Raw genomic sequence first — 14250 nt, forward strand, 5'->3', positions numbered from 1 at the left:
TATTTTGTCTGAGTGCTAACGATAGTGGCTAACTTGATTGTAAAACGCGGGGAAGAATATTTACAAGGCTAAACTTGTTGGCGACGGGTCAAAAAAACAGCGAACCGACTTTTTCAGTCGATCAGCTGTTTTGAGTTTAGAACCCTTGTTTGATATATCCACCATCTGCTAGCTTCTTGCGCAGTTGCAAGACGGCAGTGTAAGTTGCCAGTAAGTAAACGTGATCTTCAGGCATTTGTTTCACTTGGTTGATCACATCGCCGAGGTCTGGCTTTTCGATCAGGTTGTCGACGCCAGCGACGGTCATGCGAAAGGCGATATCTTTGTAACGCTCACCACCGACTAAATAAGTGGTCGCTCGGCCGGATTCAACCAATTGTTCAAAGTTGCCATCCCAGATCCAACTGGTGTCAGTGCCATCGGCGTAATTGGCATTTAGTAAGACGCCTAAGCCAAAGTGATCAGGTTGACGTTGGATCATCGCGAGGACTTCATTTAGGCCAACGGGATTTTTCACCAAGATCAAGGTCACGGTTTTACCATCGACATTGATTTCTTCTTGGCGACCGAAGACTTTTTCATCGTAGGCGAAAGCTTTGGCGACTGCGTCAGCAGAAACGCCGAATTCTGCGCCAACGGAATACGCGGCCAGTGCGTTGTAGACGTTGTACATGCCGCCGATCCCTAAGGTCAAATCGCGACCGTCGATGGCAAATGCAGAACTGGTGGGGGTCAAGTCGGAAACGCTAGTCACAGCATGCGCTAAGGCAGGCCGCTTAAACCCGCAGTGGGGACAAAAGAAACTGCCTAAATTGGAATAGGTCATCCCATGATAGTGCAAAATGTGTTCACACACTGGGCATAACACGCCGTCGGTATTCGGTGGCGCGACTTGATCATCGTTTTGATTTTCACTTAACGCAAAGCCGTAATAACGCCAAGGATTCGGGAGTTCACGCGAGGAGAAAATCGGGGCGTCACCATTGGCGATGATCGTCGCAGTGGGATGCAAGCGGATGCCGGCGAGGATCTTTTCATACGTGGTGTAAAACTCGCCATAACGATCCATTTGATCGCGGAAGATATTGGTCATCACATATGCTTTCGGCGTCAAGTATTGCGAAACTGGCAACACGTTGGCTTCATCGACTTCAAGGACAGCCAAGCGACGTTTGCCGTGTTTACCTTTGGCCAAAAACGCGGTGATGATCCCTTGCATCATGTTGGAGCCAGTGGGATTGGTGAGGACTTCTTGATATTTTTGATTGAGGACTTTGGTGATCAAGTTAGTGGTCAACGTTTTGCCGTTGGTCCCAGTGACGATCACCACATCGTAATCGCGGCCTAAAGCTTGCAGCACATCGGGATCGATGCGGCGCGCAATTTTGCCAGGAAGGGAACTGCCACCTTTCATAAACGTGTGTAAAAACCAATAGCTGAACCGCCCGGCGATGATCGCCACGCGGCTTTTGAAAGTGATTGAATGGGCCAATGTGCTCTTCCTCTCAGGTTAGTTGCATTTATTTTACCACACGTGCCAAGTGGCAACAGGGTTATATCAATTGCGCTGTTACTCAGCGTGAAAATTCGTTATAATAGTTGAGGTATATTTTCAATCAAGGAGGCATCCACTTGGCGCAGCTATTTTTCCGCTACGGGGCGATGAATTCAGGCAAGTCCATTGAGATCTTAAAAGTCGCACATAATTATGAAGAACAAAATAAATCCGTGGTGATTTTAACGTCGGCTTTGGATAACCGTTCAGGCGTGGGGATGATTGCCAGTCGCATTCACGGCTTGCAACGCGAAGCCACACCGATTGCCGCAGACACCAATGTTTTTGATCTGGTCCAACAACTGGATGCGAATGCTTATTGTGTGTTGATTGACGAAGCGCAATTTTTACAAAAGCATCATGTGTTTGAATGCGCGCGGATCGTGGATGAACTCAAGATCCCAGTGATGGCATTTGGCTTGAAGAATGATTTTAAAAATGAATTGTTTGAAGGCTCAAAATATTTGCTGTTATACGCAGATAAAATCGAAGAAATGAAAACCATTTGCTGGTTTTGCGCGAAAAAAGCCATCATGAACTTGCGGGTTCATGATGACCAGCCAGTGTATGCTGGCGAACAGATCCAAATCGGCGGTAATGAATCCTACTACCCAGTATGCCGTCATCATTATTATTTTCCGCCTGAAAACTTGGCGGAATATCGGCTGAGCAAGTCCTAGCGATTTTGCTTATCATGTCGATTGCCTAAGTCATTCACGGAGGAATTATGGATAAGATTTTAGCCCAACTTGACGGTTTGCTCGACCGTTATGATGAATTACAAGAATTGATGAGTGACCCAGAAGTGATCCAAGACACGGATCGCTACTTGAAACTCTCCAAAGAAGAAGGCAGCATGCGTGAAGTCGTCGCCGCCTACCAAAAGTACAAAAAAACCAAAGCAGATCTCGATGAAGCGGAATCCGTTTTGCGTGAATCCAAAGATGAAGATCTTGAAGAACTCGCCAAAGAAGAATTAGCGGAATTACGCCCAGAGCTCGAAGACTTAGAAGACCAAATCAAAGTCTTGATGTTGCCTAAAGACCCTAACGATGACAAAAACATCATCATGGAAATCCGCGGCGCTGCCGGTGGGGATGAAGCCAGCTTGTTTGCCGCTGATTTGTTGTCCATGTATATGAAATATGCTGAACGCCAAGGCTGGAAGCTGGAGATCATCGACGAAAATCCTACTGAAGTCGGCGGGTATAAAGAAGTGGCCGTGATGATCACAGGCGATTCGGTTTACTCCAAGCTCAAATATGAATCTGGCGCCCATCGTGTGCAACGCGTCCCTGTGACTGAATCAGCTGGTCGAGTCCACACCAGTACGGCCACAGTTGGCGTGATGCCAGAATATGATGAAGTCGATTTAAAGCTCGACCCTAAAGATATTCGTACGGATGTGTACCGTTCCAGTGGTGCCGGTGGTCAGCATATCAACAAAACCAGTTCTGCGGTGCGGATGACGCATATCCCAACCAATATTGTGGTCACCATGCAAGATCAACGTTCCCAGCAACAAAACCGGGTCAAGGCGATGCAAATTTTAACCGCGCGGGTTTATGACTACTATGAAAGTCAAAATGAATCCGAATACGCTGAAAAGCGGAAAACCGCTGTGGGTACCGGGGATCGTTCTGAACGGATCCGGACGTACAACTATCCGCAAAACCGGGTAACCGATCACCGCATTGGCTTGAGCTTAAACAAACTCGATCGGATCATGAACGGTGACTTAGGTGAGATCATTGATGCCTTAGTGGTCGCTGATCAAGCCAAGAAGCTGGAGTCCATCGGTGAATAAGACTTATCATGAGGCGCTCGCAGGAGCGTCTTCTTTGCTTCAAAAAGCCGGCATCGACCCGGATGCTGCTCGCTATGTGCTGGAATATTTAGGCGATTTTACCCCGACGCAGTTGCAATTGCATGGCCGCGATGTCATGCCAGATCCTATTGCCAAGGCGTTTGAAGCGGCCATTCCGCGGTTGTTGCAACATGAGCCAGCGCAATATATTATCGGGTTGGCGCCATTTTACGGACATGATTTCAAGGTCAGCCCAGCAGTCTTGATCCCAAGATTTGAAACTGAGGAACTAGTCGCTTGGGTGGCAGAAGACCGTGCGCAAGCGCAGACGTTATTGGACGTTGGCACTGGTAGTGGGGTGATCGGCATCACCTTAAAAGCCCAATGCCCACAACTTGATGTCACGATGATGGATGTGTCGTCGGATGCCTTAGCCATTGCCCAACAAAATGCCCAACGGTTGCAAGTTGAGGTCACACTTAAGCAAAGTGACTTATTTAGTGCAGTCGCTGGACAACGATTTGACCGCATCGTGTCGAACTTGCCTTACATCAGCCACAAAGAAGTTGATGTGATGGATGAAAGCACGCTGGCCTTTGAACCGCATTTGGCGTTATTTGCCGATCACAATGGCCTGGCATTGTTTGAACGCTTTTGTCAGCAATTGCCTGAGCATGTGCATGCCGGCAGTCAGGCTTATTTGGAATTTGGTTATCAGCAACAGCCGGCGTTGGCAAAATTGTTTGCTGAGGTCCTGCCACAAGCACAAGTTGAATTTCGACAAGATCTTGCCGGTCATCCGCGCATGGTGAAATTGACATTTTAAATAGAAGGGATGCTATTCAATTGGAAACAAAACGCTTTGATCAAACCACGATCCCAGAAGCTGCCGCAGCTTTGCGTCGCGGTGAATTGGTTGCTTTTCCTACTGAAACAGTTTACGGACTTGGGGCCGACGCTACTAACGCCCAAGCCGCAAAATCGGTTTATACCACCAAAGGCCGGCCCAGCGATAATCCATTGATCGTCACGGTGTCCAGCCGGGAAATGGTCGCGCAGTTTGCTGACATTACGCCACAAGCTGAGAAATTGATGGACGCCTTTTGGCCAGGTCCGTTGACGATCATCTTGACCATTCATCCAGGTTCCTTGTCCAAAACCGTTACTGGTGGGTTAGACACGGCTGCTTTTCGAATGCCAGAAAACCAACTGACGCGCGAATTGATCGCCGAAGCTGGGGTGCCGATCGTGGGGCCTTCTGCCAATAAATCTGGGAAGCCTTCGCCTACCACTGCTGATCATGTGCTGCATGATTTTGATGGGGAAATCGCAGGCGTTTTAGATGATGGTCCAACTGAAGTCGGTGTGGAATCAACGATTGTGGACTTGACTGTGGATCCCGTTGCGATTTTACGCCCTGGTGCCATTGGACCAAAAGAATTGTATCCGGTGATCGGGACTGTGGATTCGGAAATGCACCACGTTGGCGCCAATGAAACGCCGAAAGCGCCAGGCATGAAGTACAAGCATTATGCCCCAACTGCGCAAGTGATCATTGTCGATGATCCCGAACAATTTCAAGAAGCCTTGAAATGGATCGCCACCCAAAATCAACCATTCGGGGTTTTGGCGACTGATGATATTTTGGCGCAAGTGCCAGATGCAACACCACAGTTTTCATTAGGGACAGATATTCAAAGCGCGACGCATGCGCTGTTTGCCGGCTTACGGTGGTTTGACTTACATCCAACCGTGACCTTAGTGTTGGCGCAAGCCTTTCCTGCTGTTGGCCTCGGTGCCGCTTACATGAACCGGCTATTAAAATCTGCTGGGAACGAACACTTTAAACCTGCAAAGTGAAAAACGTTCTGGTATACTGAAGCTACTTTCAGAAAGGGGTACAAGACATTGGACTTTAACGATTATGATCCACAAGTGTTTACTGCAATTCATGATGAGGAACAACGCCAACAGCACAACATCGAATTGATCGCTTCTGAAAACATTGTCAGCCCAGCGGTGCGCGCCGCTCAAGGCTCTGTGTTGACCAATAAGTATTCTGAAGGGTATCCTGGCCACCGTTACTATGGGGGCAATCAGTATATCGACGTGATCGAACAACTCGCCATTGACCGCGCTAAAGAATTGTTTGGCGCCGAATATGCCAACGTGCAACCACACTCAGGCTCTGGTGCGAACATGGCCACTTACCGCGCTTTTCTTGAAGACGGCGACAAAGTCTTAGCCATGGACTTGACTGATGGTGGGCATTTGACGCATGGGGCAGCCGTTAGCTTCTCCGGCCAAACCTATCACTTCTATCATTATGGGTTAGATCCTGAAACTGGCCGTTTGGATTATGACCAGATCCAAGCCATCGCTGAAGAAATTCACCCACGCATGATCGTAGCTGGCGCGTCTGCTTACAGTCGTAAAATCGATTTTGCTCGCTTCCGTGATATCGCCGATCGCGTTGGGGCCTTTTTGATGGTGGATATGGCGCATATCGCAGGCCTAGTTGCTGGTGGCGCGCATATGAACCCAGTGCCTTATGCCGATGTGGTCACCACCACGACGCACAAAACCTTACGCGGTCCGCGTGGGGGCATGATCTTAGCCAAAGCCCAATACGGCAAAGCCATCAACTCTGCGGTGTTCCCAGGCATCCAAGGCGGACCTTTGGATCATGTGATCGCCGCCAAGGCTGTGGCCTTAGGTGAAGCGTTGAAGCCAGAATTTAAGACTTACGCGCAACAAATCGTCAAAAACACCCAAGCGATGTGTGAAGGCTTTGCTGAAGATGACCATTTGAAGATGATTTCAGGCGGCTCTGACAACCATATGGTCTTGCTTGATGTCACCGGTTATGGCGTGACTGGCCGCGATGTGCAAGATCTTTTGGATACGGTAGACATCACCACCAACAAAAACCAAGTCCCAGGCGAACAAAATGGCCCGTTCAAAACTTCTGGTGTCCGCATCGGTTCTGCTGCCATCACCACGCGTGGTTTCAACGAAGCAGAATGCAAAAAAGTGGCAGAATTGATCTCTGCTGCTATCGCAAATCGTGAAGATCCGACAAAACTTGCCGAAATTAAGCAATCAGTCCTTGCGTTAACTGCCCTTCATCCTTTATCATAGATAAGGTTTTGCGCATTGGCGCATAAATTTGAAGGAGGACCTAACTAGCATGGGCAAATTTACGGTTTTGAACCACCCACTGATTCAACACAAGCTGACTTTGATTCGCGACAAGAACGCCGGGACCAAGGAGTTCCGTCAAGTCGCCAACGAAATTGCGGAATTGATGGTTTATGAAATCACCCGCGACTTACCGTTGGAAGACGTTGAAATCGAGACCCCAATGGGCAAGACGGTTCAAAAAGAACTCGCCGGCAAGAAATTGGCAGTGGTGCCGATTTTACGCGCTGGCCTGGGCATGGTCGACGGCGTTTTGGAATTGATCCCAGCCGCTAAAGTGGGTCATATCGGCATGTACCGCGACGAAGTGACGTTGAAGCCTCACGAATACTTCGTTAAAATGCCCACAGACATCGATCAACGTGACTTGATCATTGTTGACCCGATGCTCGCTACTGGTGGTTCAGCCAACATGGCGATCGAAGCGCTGAAAAAGCGTGGTGCGACCTCCATGCGTTTGGTCGTGTTAGTGGCGGCCCCAGAAGGTGTTAAAGCTGTTCAAGAAGCCCATCCTGATGTTGACATTTATGCGGCATCATTAGATGATCACTTGAACAAAGACGGTTACATCGTGCCTGGCTTAGGCGATGCCGGTGACCGTTTGTTCGGTACCAAATAAAGTTTTGCAAAAAGTCGTCAGCAATGGCGACTTTTTTAGTGGCGTAAATTCAGCGCTTGATGAACCGGTGGGGACAGAGCAGTGAAGCATGCCTGTAAGTACAGTTGAAAACCGAAACTTACAACAGATGTAAGCGAACTTTCATGTTTAAGCTCAAAATGGAATGTAAGCGCCGCCTTTAGCGGTTGCCTGGTGACAAAGGAAGCTTGCAACCTCAAGCGGTATCGATGACAGGCAGTCACATGGGCATTTGCCGTTATTCAGAGAAGCGAATAGTACTATGACAAGCGATGAAAAAAGTTCTGAAAAGCTAGACGACAAAATGACAAAAATGTGACGAGACGCTTTGTCTTTTCTACCATTTGGTGATAGAGTAATGGTTGTGTTTTGAAGGATAAGTATCCGGACATTCCGCGATTTTAGAAACGATAGTTAATGCCTGACTGTCAATGTTGGTTGACGAGCCCTACATACACTATTGCTTCGGTTAAGGAGGTGAATTCTGTGAACGAAAGTTATCCCTACGTTAAATTGTTTGGGCTAACGTTTAATTTGACGAATGACTTGGCGATCTTGATCACGGCAACGTTGACCTTCCTCTTAGTCTTTTGGTTATCACGCAAACCGCAATTGCGGCCTAGTGGCAAACAAAACATTTTAGAATGGGTCATCGATTTTACCAACGGGATCGTGAAGCAACAAATGCCTGGGCCTGAAGGGAATCGCTTTGGACTTCTGGCTTTTGTGCTGTTCTTGTTCATTTTCATCAATAACCAGGTCGGCTTGTTCTTACAAGTTGATGTGGGCGGCAAAACTTGGTTCCGTTCGCCAACGGCTGATCCTGTGATCACCATGACGTTAGCGATGTTGGTCTTAGTACTGTCGCATTACTTCGGTGTTGTATTCAAAGGTTTCAAAGGGTATCTCAACGGGTTTATCTCGCCAGTGCCGTTCTTGTTGCCGATCAACATTATTGAAGAATTTACCAACTTCGTCACGTTATCCATGCGTTTGTATGGGAACATCTTCGCTGGTGAAGTATTGGTATTGCTGATTCGTCAATTTGCGTTCTCAGGACTGGGCGGTCCAACGAGTTTTATTGCTGGGTTCGTGCTAGAAATGGTCTGGCAAGGGTTCTCAGTATTCATTGGATCGATCCAAGCATACATTTTTGTCACCCTTGCGATGGTTTATACGTCACACAAGGTAGTTTCTGAATAATAGGAGGAAGAAGAATATGCAATACATCGCCGCAGCTATCGCAGCCGGCCTCGCCGCGCTCGCCGCATCTTATGGTAACGGTCAAGTTATCTCTAAAACCCTTGAAGGGATGGCACGCCAGCCAGAATTATCCGGCCAATTGCGTTCCACGATGTTCATCGGTGTTGGTTTGATTGAAGCCGTTCCGATCATCTCCATCGTTGTTGCCTTCATGTTGATGAGCAAGTAATACAGGGCGCGTGACCTGAACAGGTCATACACTCGACTATCACACCTTTTAGCCTTGCGCTTTGAGGTGTATTGGAAAGGGAGTGGCTACACATGGCTTCATTAGGTGACATGCTTTTTCTGTTAGTGGCTTTTGCCGTGTTGATGGTCCTCGTTGGAAAATTCGCTTGGGGTCCTGTGACCAAGATGATGGGCGAACGTTCTGACAAGATCAACAATGACTTAGACTACGCAGAAAATGCCCGCACTGAAGCCCAGGCGCTGGCTGAAAAGCGCCAAGCCGAGCTCAAAAACTCCCAGGCCGATGCCGTTAAGATTGTGTCTACCGCAAAACAAAACGGTGAAAAGCAACGTCAAGAAATCGTCGACGCAGCGCATGCTGAAGTCGCGACTTTGAAATCTAATGCGCAACAAGACATCGCGCAACAAAAAGCCGATGCCTTGAACTCCGCCAAAGATGATGTTGCTGAGCTTTCGTTGGCAATTGCCACGAAGATCATCGGCAAGGAATTGAACGCAGACGATCAACAAGCCTTGATCGATGGCTACATCAAAGGGTTAGGTGATGTCAATGGCACTCACTAATGCCACTGTAGCTCCGCGTTACGCTCGCGCATTGTTTGAAGCAGCTCAGGAAACTGATCAACTTCAAGCCGTGTCCGAAGAGCTCGTTTCTTTGCGTCAAGTGATGGCGCAAAACCCTAACTTGTTGGCCACATTGACTGCTGTGACCGTAAAACTCGAAGATAAACAAGCCTTGATCGACACCTTAAAGTCTGAAGCGTCCAGTTTGGTCGCCAACTTACTGCAAGTGACGTTTGATTATGGCCGCATTGCGGCTTTACCGTTTATCTTTACAGATTTCGATCAACGCTATGCGGATGCGATCGGCCAGCTTGACGCCACCGTCACGACGGCAGTTGCGTTAACTGACGATCAACAATCTGCATTAAGCCAAGCAATTGCCAATAAATTTCACGCCAACACTGTGCAAATGACTACTAAAGTCGATGCCGCATTATTAGGTGGCGTGAAAGTCCAGACTCGCGATGCTTTGATCGATGGGTCTGTGGCAACTCGTTTAGGGAAACTGCGGGCACAATTGCTCGCGAAGTAACTTGAAAAAGAGGTGAACCGGATGAGCATCAAGACTGAGGAAATCAGTTCTCTGATCAAAAAACAACTTGAAAACTATCAAGATGACCTCGATGTTGAAGAAGTCGGCACTGTTACCTATGTGGGTGATGGGATCGCCCGTGCGACCGGCCTTGAAAACGCGATGGCCAGTGAATTACTGCAATTTAGCAATGGCTCATACGGGATGGCCCAAAACCTTGAAAGTAATGATGTTGGTATCATTATTCTTGGGAGTTTTGACGACATTCACGAAGGCGACCAAGTGAAACGCACTGGCCGGATCATGGAAGTGCCTGTTGGCGAAGCGATGATCGGTCGCGTTGTCAACTCTTTGGGACAACCTGTCGACGGCAATGGCCCGATCAAGACGACCAACACTCGCCCAATCGAAGTCAAAGCCCCAGGCGTTATGCAACGGCAATCCGTTACGGAACCATTGCAAACCGGTTTGAAAGCCATCGATGCATTAGTTCCAATTGGCCGTGGCCAGCGTGAATTGATCATCGGCGACCGTAAAACAGGTAAAACATCGATCGCCATTGACACCATCATCAACCAAAAAGACCAAGACATGATCTGTGTCTACGTCGCCATTGGGCAAAAGGACTCCACCGTTCGTGCTCAAGTGGAAACGTTGAAGAAATATGGTGCCATGGATTACACCATTGTATTGACTGCTGGTCCTTCTGAACCTGCACCAATGCTTTACATCGCGCCTTATGCTGGTGCGGCTATGGGTGAAGAATTCATGTACAACGGCAAGCATGTGTTGATCATTTATGATGATTTAACCAAGCAAGCCACTGCTTATCGTGAATTATCCCTCCTGCTGCGCCGTGCGCCAGGTCGTGAAGCCTATCCTGGGGACATTTTCTACACCCATTCACGTTTATTGGAACGGGCTGCAAAATTGTCTGATGATTTAGGCGGCGGTTCAATGACTGCCTTGCCGATCATCGAAACCCAAGCTGGGGATATCTCCGCCTACATTCCAACCAACGTGATTTCTATCACCGATGGGCAGATCTTCTTGCAATCTGATCTGTTCTACTCAGGCACACGTCCTGCCATCGATGCTGGGTCATCCGTTTCTCGTGTTGGTGGTGATGCGCAGATCAAGGCGATGAAGAAAGTTGCCGGGACTTTACGTTTGGACCTTGCGTCCTTCCGTGAACTGGAAGCCTTCACGCAATTCGGTTCTGATTTGGATGCGGCAACGCAAGCCAAGTTGAACCGTGGGCGGCGGACGGTTGAAGTCTTAAAGCAACCTGTTCACAAGCCAATGCCTGTCGAATACCAAGTGGCCAGCCTGTATGCGTTGACTCACGGGTATTTGGATGCCATTGCGATCGACGATATTGCTAGCTTTGAAGCTGGCTTAGCCGATTACTTAGACTCCAACGACAAACAAGATCTTGATACCATTAAAAACACTGGCAAACTGCCTGAAGGCGACTCCTTTGATGCCGCCATCAAAGCCTTTGCTGATGGGTTCGCTGCTAGCACCGACGCGAAATAAGGAGGTGCCGCATGGCTGAATCATTAATGGACATCAAGCGCCAAATTGCTTCGACGAAGAAAACTGGTCAGATCACCCAAGCCATGCAAATGGTTTCAGGTGCCAAGCTTTCTCAAATCGAAAAACGCGCGAACAATTATCAGATCTACGCCAACAAAGTGCGCGAAATCGTGACGCATTTGGCTGCAGCCCAACTGTTGCAACTAGAAGCGATGCAAACTGATGGTAAAGCTGATGCCAAACAAGGCTTCAAAGTTGCCAGCCTTTTGCAAGAACGCGAAGTCAAGAAAACCGGTTATCTCGTGATCACTTCTGATCGTGGGTTAGTCGGCGGCTACAATTCCACCATTTTAAAAGCGATGATGCAAATGATCCAAGACGACCATAAGTCGCCTGACGAATATTGCATATTAGCTGTCGGTGGCACTGGCGCTGACTTCTTCAAAGCCCGCGGCGTGGATCTGGCGTATGAATATCGGGGTGTTTCTGACATTCCAACCTTCAACGAAGTCCGCGAAATCGTGAAAACTGCGGTCACGATGTTTGATTCTGGTGTGTTTGACGAACTTTATGTTTGCTATAACCACCATGTCAACTCGTTGACTTCTGCTTTCCGAGCTGAAAAAATGCTTCCGATCACCGATTTGGATGTGTCGGAAGTGGCTGACAAAAATATCGACTACCTCACAGAACCAGATCCTGATGCTGTGTTGGAAGCTATTTTGCCACAATACGCTGAAAGCTTGATCTTTGGTTCGATCATGGATGCTAAGACTGCCGAACATGCAGCCTCAACGACAGCCATGAAATCAGCCACTGATAACGCCAATGATTTGATCTCTCGTTTGTCTGTGACCTATAACCGGGCCCGGCAAGCGGCTATCACCACTGAGATCACTGAAATCGTCGGCGGGGCAAACGCGCTTGAATAACAATCACAATCAACAAGCATTATGCTTGAATCTACAACAGGGAGGACGATTTGATTGAGTAATAATACTGGTAAAATCGTGCAAGTGATCGGCCCTGTTGTCGACGTCGAATTCCCTATTAACGGTGAAACCCCAGCGATCAACAATGCGTTGACTGTTGCTAAGTCTGATGACAAAACTTTGACTCTTGAAGTAACGTTACAACTTGGCGACGGCGTGTTGCGTACCGTTGCGATGGACTCTACTGATGGGCTGCAACGTGGGATGGAAGTTACTGATACTGGTGCTTCGATTTCCGTGCCTGTTGGTAAAGATACCCTCGGCCGGGTGTTCAACGTGTTAGGCGAGACGATCGATAACGGCCCTGAATTTCCGGCTGATCACCGCCGCGATGCTATCCATAGAGAAGCTCCTGCGTTCGAAGACCTTAACACGACTTCTGAGATCCTTGAAACTGGGATCAAAGTTATCGACTTGCTTGAACCTTACCTGCGTGGGGGGAAAGTTGGGTTGTTCGGTGGTGCCGGTGTCGGCAAAACCGTTTTGATCCAGGAATTGATCCACAATATCGCTGAAGAACACGGCGGCATTTCAGTGTTTACTGGTGTCGGCGAACGGACCCGTGAAGGGAACGACTTGTATTTTGAAATGCAAGGTTCTGGCGTTTTGAAAAACACGGCCATGGTGTTCGGTCAAATGAACGAACCACCTGGTGCCCGGATGCGTGTGGCCTTGACTGGTTTGACCATTGCGGAATACTTCCGTGATGTCGAAGGCCAAGATGTGCTGTTGTTTATCGACAACATTTTCCGCTTCACGCAAGCTGGTTCTGAAGTTTCTGCCTTGCTTGGCCGGATTCCATCAGCCGTTGGTTATCAACCAACGTTGGCGACTGAAATGGGTCAATTGCAAGAACGGATCACTTCAACGAAGAAGGGTTCTGTTACGTCTATCCAGGCCGTTTATGTGCCTGCCGATGACTATACCGACCCTGCGCCTGCCACGACTTTCGCCCATTTGGATGCCACGACTAACTTGGAACGTCGCTTGACGCAGCAAGGGATCTACCCAGCCGTTGATCCATTGGAATCCACTTCTAGCGCCTTGACCCCAGAAATTGTCGGCCAAGAACACTATGACGTGGCCATGAAGGTCCAACAAGTGTTGCAACGTTACAAGGAATTGCAAGATATCATCTCTATCTTAGGTATGGATGAATTGTCTGATGACGAAAAGATCACCGTTGCGCGTGCGCGTCGGATCCAGAACTTCTTGTCACAATCCTTCTCCGTTGCCGAACGCTTCACTGGCTTACCTGGTAAGTACGTGAAGGTCGAAGACACTGTGCGCGGGTTCAAAGATATCCTCGATGGTAAATATGACGATTATCCAGAAGAAGCCTTCCGTTTGGTCGGCGGTATCGAAGATGTCGTTGAAAAAGCCAAGAAGATGGGCTTTGATCCTGACGCCAATGCATCAGATGACTTGCAAGCCGCAGCAAACTAGGAGGTAAGGCATTATGGCTGAACTTTCGAATGTGTTAACGGTGAACATTGTCACCCCAAACGGTTTAGTTTATGATCACCATGCGGACATGGTGGTGGTGAAAACCATCGCTGGTGAACTGGGGATCATGGCCAACCACGAACCAGTCGTTGCACCTTTAGTGATCGGGGAAATTCGCGTTAAGCGGACTGATAACCCAGGTCATGAAGATGCGATTGCGGTCAACGGTGGCTTTATGGAAATGAGCGGCAATGTCGCTTCCATCGTCGCTGATTCCGCTGAACGTGAACGCGATATCGATTTGACGCGTGCCGAAGCCGCTCGGGCTCGGGCCCAACGCCGCATCGATGACGCGAAAACCAAGTCTGATCCAGACGAATTGCAACGTGCACAAGTCGCTTTGCAACGCGCGATCAACCGGATCCACGTTAAAACTGGTAAGTAAATCCAAAAGTGATCAAGTCTTTTAGGCTCTTCGTCAAGTAGAGTTGATATATTTTTGACACCGCACCTAGACCGAAATTG

General features: G+C 48.5%; 15 protein-coding genes. 14 read left to right on the plus strand and 1 reads right to left on the minus strand.

The window, feature by feature from the left end:
- Positions 1-136 precede the first annotated feature (136 nt).
- The gene (locus tag FD01_RS00715; RefSeq protein WP_054718047.1) at positions 137-1480 is read right to left on the minus strand and encodes a Mur ligase family protein; all 1344 of its coding nucleotides are present in this window, start codon (positions 1478-1480) and stop codon (positions 137-139) included.
- A 152-nt stretch (positions 1481-1632) separates the two neighbouring features.
- On the opposite strand from FD01_RS00715, the gene FD01_RS00720 reads away from it, so the two are divergent.
- From FD01_RS00720 to FD01_RS00785, 14 genes are all read left to right on the plus strand, one after another.
- Entirely contained in the window at positions 1633-2235 is a 603-nt protein-coding gene (locus FD01_RS00720) for a thymidine kinase (RefSeq protein ID WP_056962276.1), read from the plus strand.
- A gap of 47 nt (positions 2236-2282) precedes the next feature.
- Positions 2283-3362 carry a peptide chain release factor 1 gene (gene prfA / locus FD01_RS00725; RefSeq protein WP_056962277.1) on the plus strand — a complete coding sequence of 360 codons (1080 nt, stop codon included), beginning with the start codon at positions 2283-2285 and terminating at the stop codon, positions 3360-3362.
- A complete protein-coding gene (gene prmC / locus FD01_RS00730; RefSeq protein ID WP_056962278.1) occupies positions 3355-4188 on the plus strand; it encodes a peptide chain release factor N(5)-glutamine methyltransferase in 834 nt (277 codons plus the stop codon). Before prfA ends, prmC begins: the two co-directional genes overlap by 8 nt.
- Before the next feature lie 20 nt (positions 4189-4208).
- Positions 4209-5222 carry an L-threonylcarbamoyladenylate synthase gene (locus FD01_RS00735; RefSeq protein ID WP_054718044.1) on the plus strand — a complete coding sequence of 338 codons (1014 nt, stop codon included), beginning with the start codon at positions 4209-4211 and terminating at the stop codon, positions 5220-5222.
- Between the two features lie 48 nt (positions 5223-5270).
- Entirely contained in the window at positions 5271-6503 is a 1233-nt protein-coding gene (gene glyA, locus FD01_RS00740; protein ID WP_056962279.1) for a serine hydroxymethyltransferase, read from the plus strand.
- Between the two features lie 49 nt (positions 6504-6552).
- Positions 6553-7182 carry a uracil phosphoribosyltransferase gene (upp, locus tag FD01_RS00745; protein WP_054718041.1) on the plus strand — a complete coding sequence of 210 codons (630 nt, stop codon included), beginning with the start codon at positions 6553-6555 and terminating at the stop codon, positions 7180-7182.
- A gap of 504 nt (positions 7183-7686) precedes the next feature.
- Positions 7687-8403: a F0F1 ATP synthase subunit A gene (gene atpB / locus FD01_RS00750; protein WP_054718038.1), complete on the plus strand. Its 717-nt coding sequence runs from the start codon at positions 7687-7689 to the stop codon at positions 8401-8403.
- Positions 8404-8419: 16 nt separating this feature from the next.
- Complete coding sequence (atpE, locus tag FD01_RS00755; protein WP_054718035.1) at positions 8420-8632, plus strand: F0F1 ATP synthase subunit C; 213 nt, start codon at positions 8420-8422, stop codon at positions 8630-8632.
- Between the two features lie 92 nt (positions 8633-8724).
- Positions 8725-9216 carry a F0F1 ATP synthase subunit B gene (gene atpF / locus FD01_RS00760; protein WP_054718032.1) on the plus strand — a complete coding sequence of 164 codons (492 nt, stop codon included), beginning with the start codon at positions 8725-8727 and terminating at the stop codon, positions 9214-9216.
- The gene (gene atpH, locus FD01_RS00765; RefSeq protein ID WP_054718029.1) at positions 9203-9748 is read left to right on the plus strand and encodes an ATP synthase F1 subunit delta; all 546 of its coding nucleotides are present in this window, start codon (positions 9203-9205) and stop codon (positions 9746-9748) included. Before atpF ends, atpH begins: the two co-directional genes overlap by 14 nt.
- 21 nt (positions 9749-9769) lie before the next feature.
- A complete protein-coding gene (gene atpA / locus FD01_RS00770) occupies positions 9770-11287 on the plus strand; it encodes a F0F1 ATP synthase subunit alpha (RefSeq protein WP_056962280.1) in 1518 nt (505 codons plus the stop codon).
- Between the two features lie 11 nt (positions 11288-11298).
- Positions 11299-12219, plus strand: a complete 921-nt coding sequence (locus FD01_RS00775) for a F0F1 ATP synthase subunit gamma (protein WP_056962281.1) — start codon at positions 11299-11301, stop codon at positions 12217-12219.
- Between the two features lie 54 nt (positions 12220-12273).
- Positions 12274-13725, plus strand: a complete 1452-nt coding sequence (atpD, locus tag FD01_RS00780) for a F0F1 ATP synthase subunit beta (protein WP_056962282.1) — start codon at positions 12274-12276, stop codon at positions 13723-13725.
- A 13-nt stretch (positions 13726-13738) separates the two neighbouring features.
- Positions 13739-14170, plus strand: a complete 432-nt coding sequence (locus FD01_RS00785; protein WP_054718022.1) for a F0F1 ATP synthase subunit epsilon — start codon at positions 13739-13741, stop codon at positions 14168-14170.
- The last annotated feature ends 80 nt before the right edge of the window (positions 14171-14250 follow it).

This window comes from Lacticaseibacillus manihotivorans DSM 13343 = JCM 12514 (assembly GCF_001435035.1).
GTDB classification, from domain to species: Bacteria; Bacillota; Bacilli; order Lactobacillales; family Lactobacillaceae; genus Lacticaseibacillus; species Lacticaseibacillus manihotivorans.

Excerpts from the sequence above, each read along its gene's own strand:
- atpH (WP_054718029.1), top strand. The coding sequence starts at position 9,203 with ATGGCACTCACTAATGCCACTGTAGCTCCGCGTTACGCTCGCGCATTG.
- atpF (WP_054718032.1), top strand. The coding sequence starts at position 8,725 with ATGGCTTCATTAGGTGACATGCTTTTTCTGTTAGTGGCTTTTGCCGTG.
- FD01_RS00785 (WP_054718022.1), top strand. The coding sequence starts at position 13,739 with ATGGCTGAACTTTCGAATGTGTTAACGGTGAACATTGTCACCCCAAAC.
- prfA (WP_056962277.1), top strand. The coding sequence starts at position 2,283 with ATGGATAAGATTTTAGCCCAACTTGACGGTTTGCTCGACCGTTATGAT.
- FD01_RS00775 (WP_056962281.1), top strand. The coding sequence starts at position 11,299 with ATGGCTGAATCATTAATGGACATCAAGCGCCAAATTGCTTCGACGAAG.
- atpA (WP_056962280.1), top strand. The coding sequence starts at position 9,770 with ATGAGCATCAAGACTGAGGAAATCAGTTCTCTGATCAAAAAACAACTT.
- atpE (WP_054718035.1), top strand. The coding sequence starts at position 8,420 with ATGCAATACATCGCCGCAGCTATCGCAGCCGGCCTCGCCGCGCTCGCC.
- upp (WP_054718041.1), top strand. The coding sequence starts at position 6,553 with ATGGGCAAATTTACGGTTTTGAACCACCCACTGATTCAACACAAGCTG.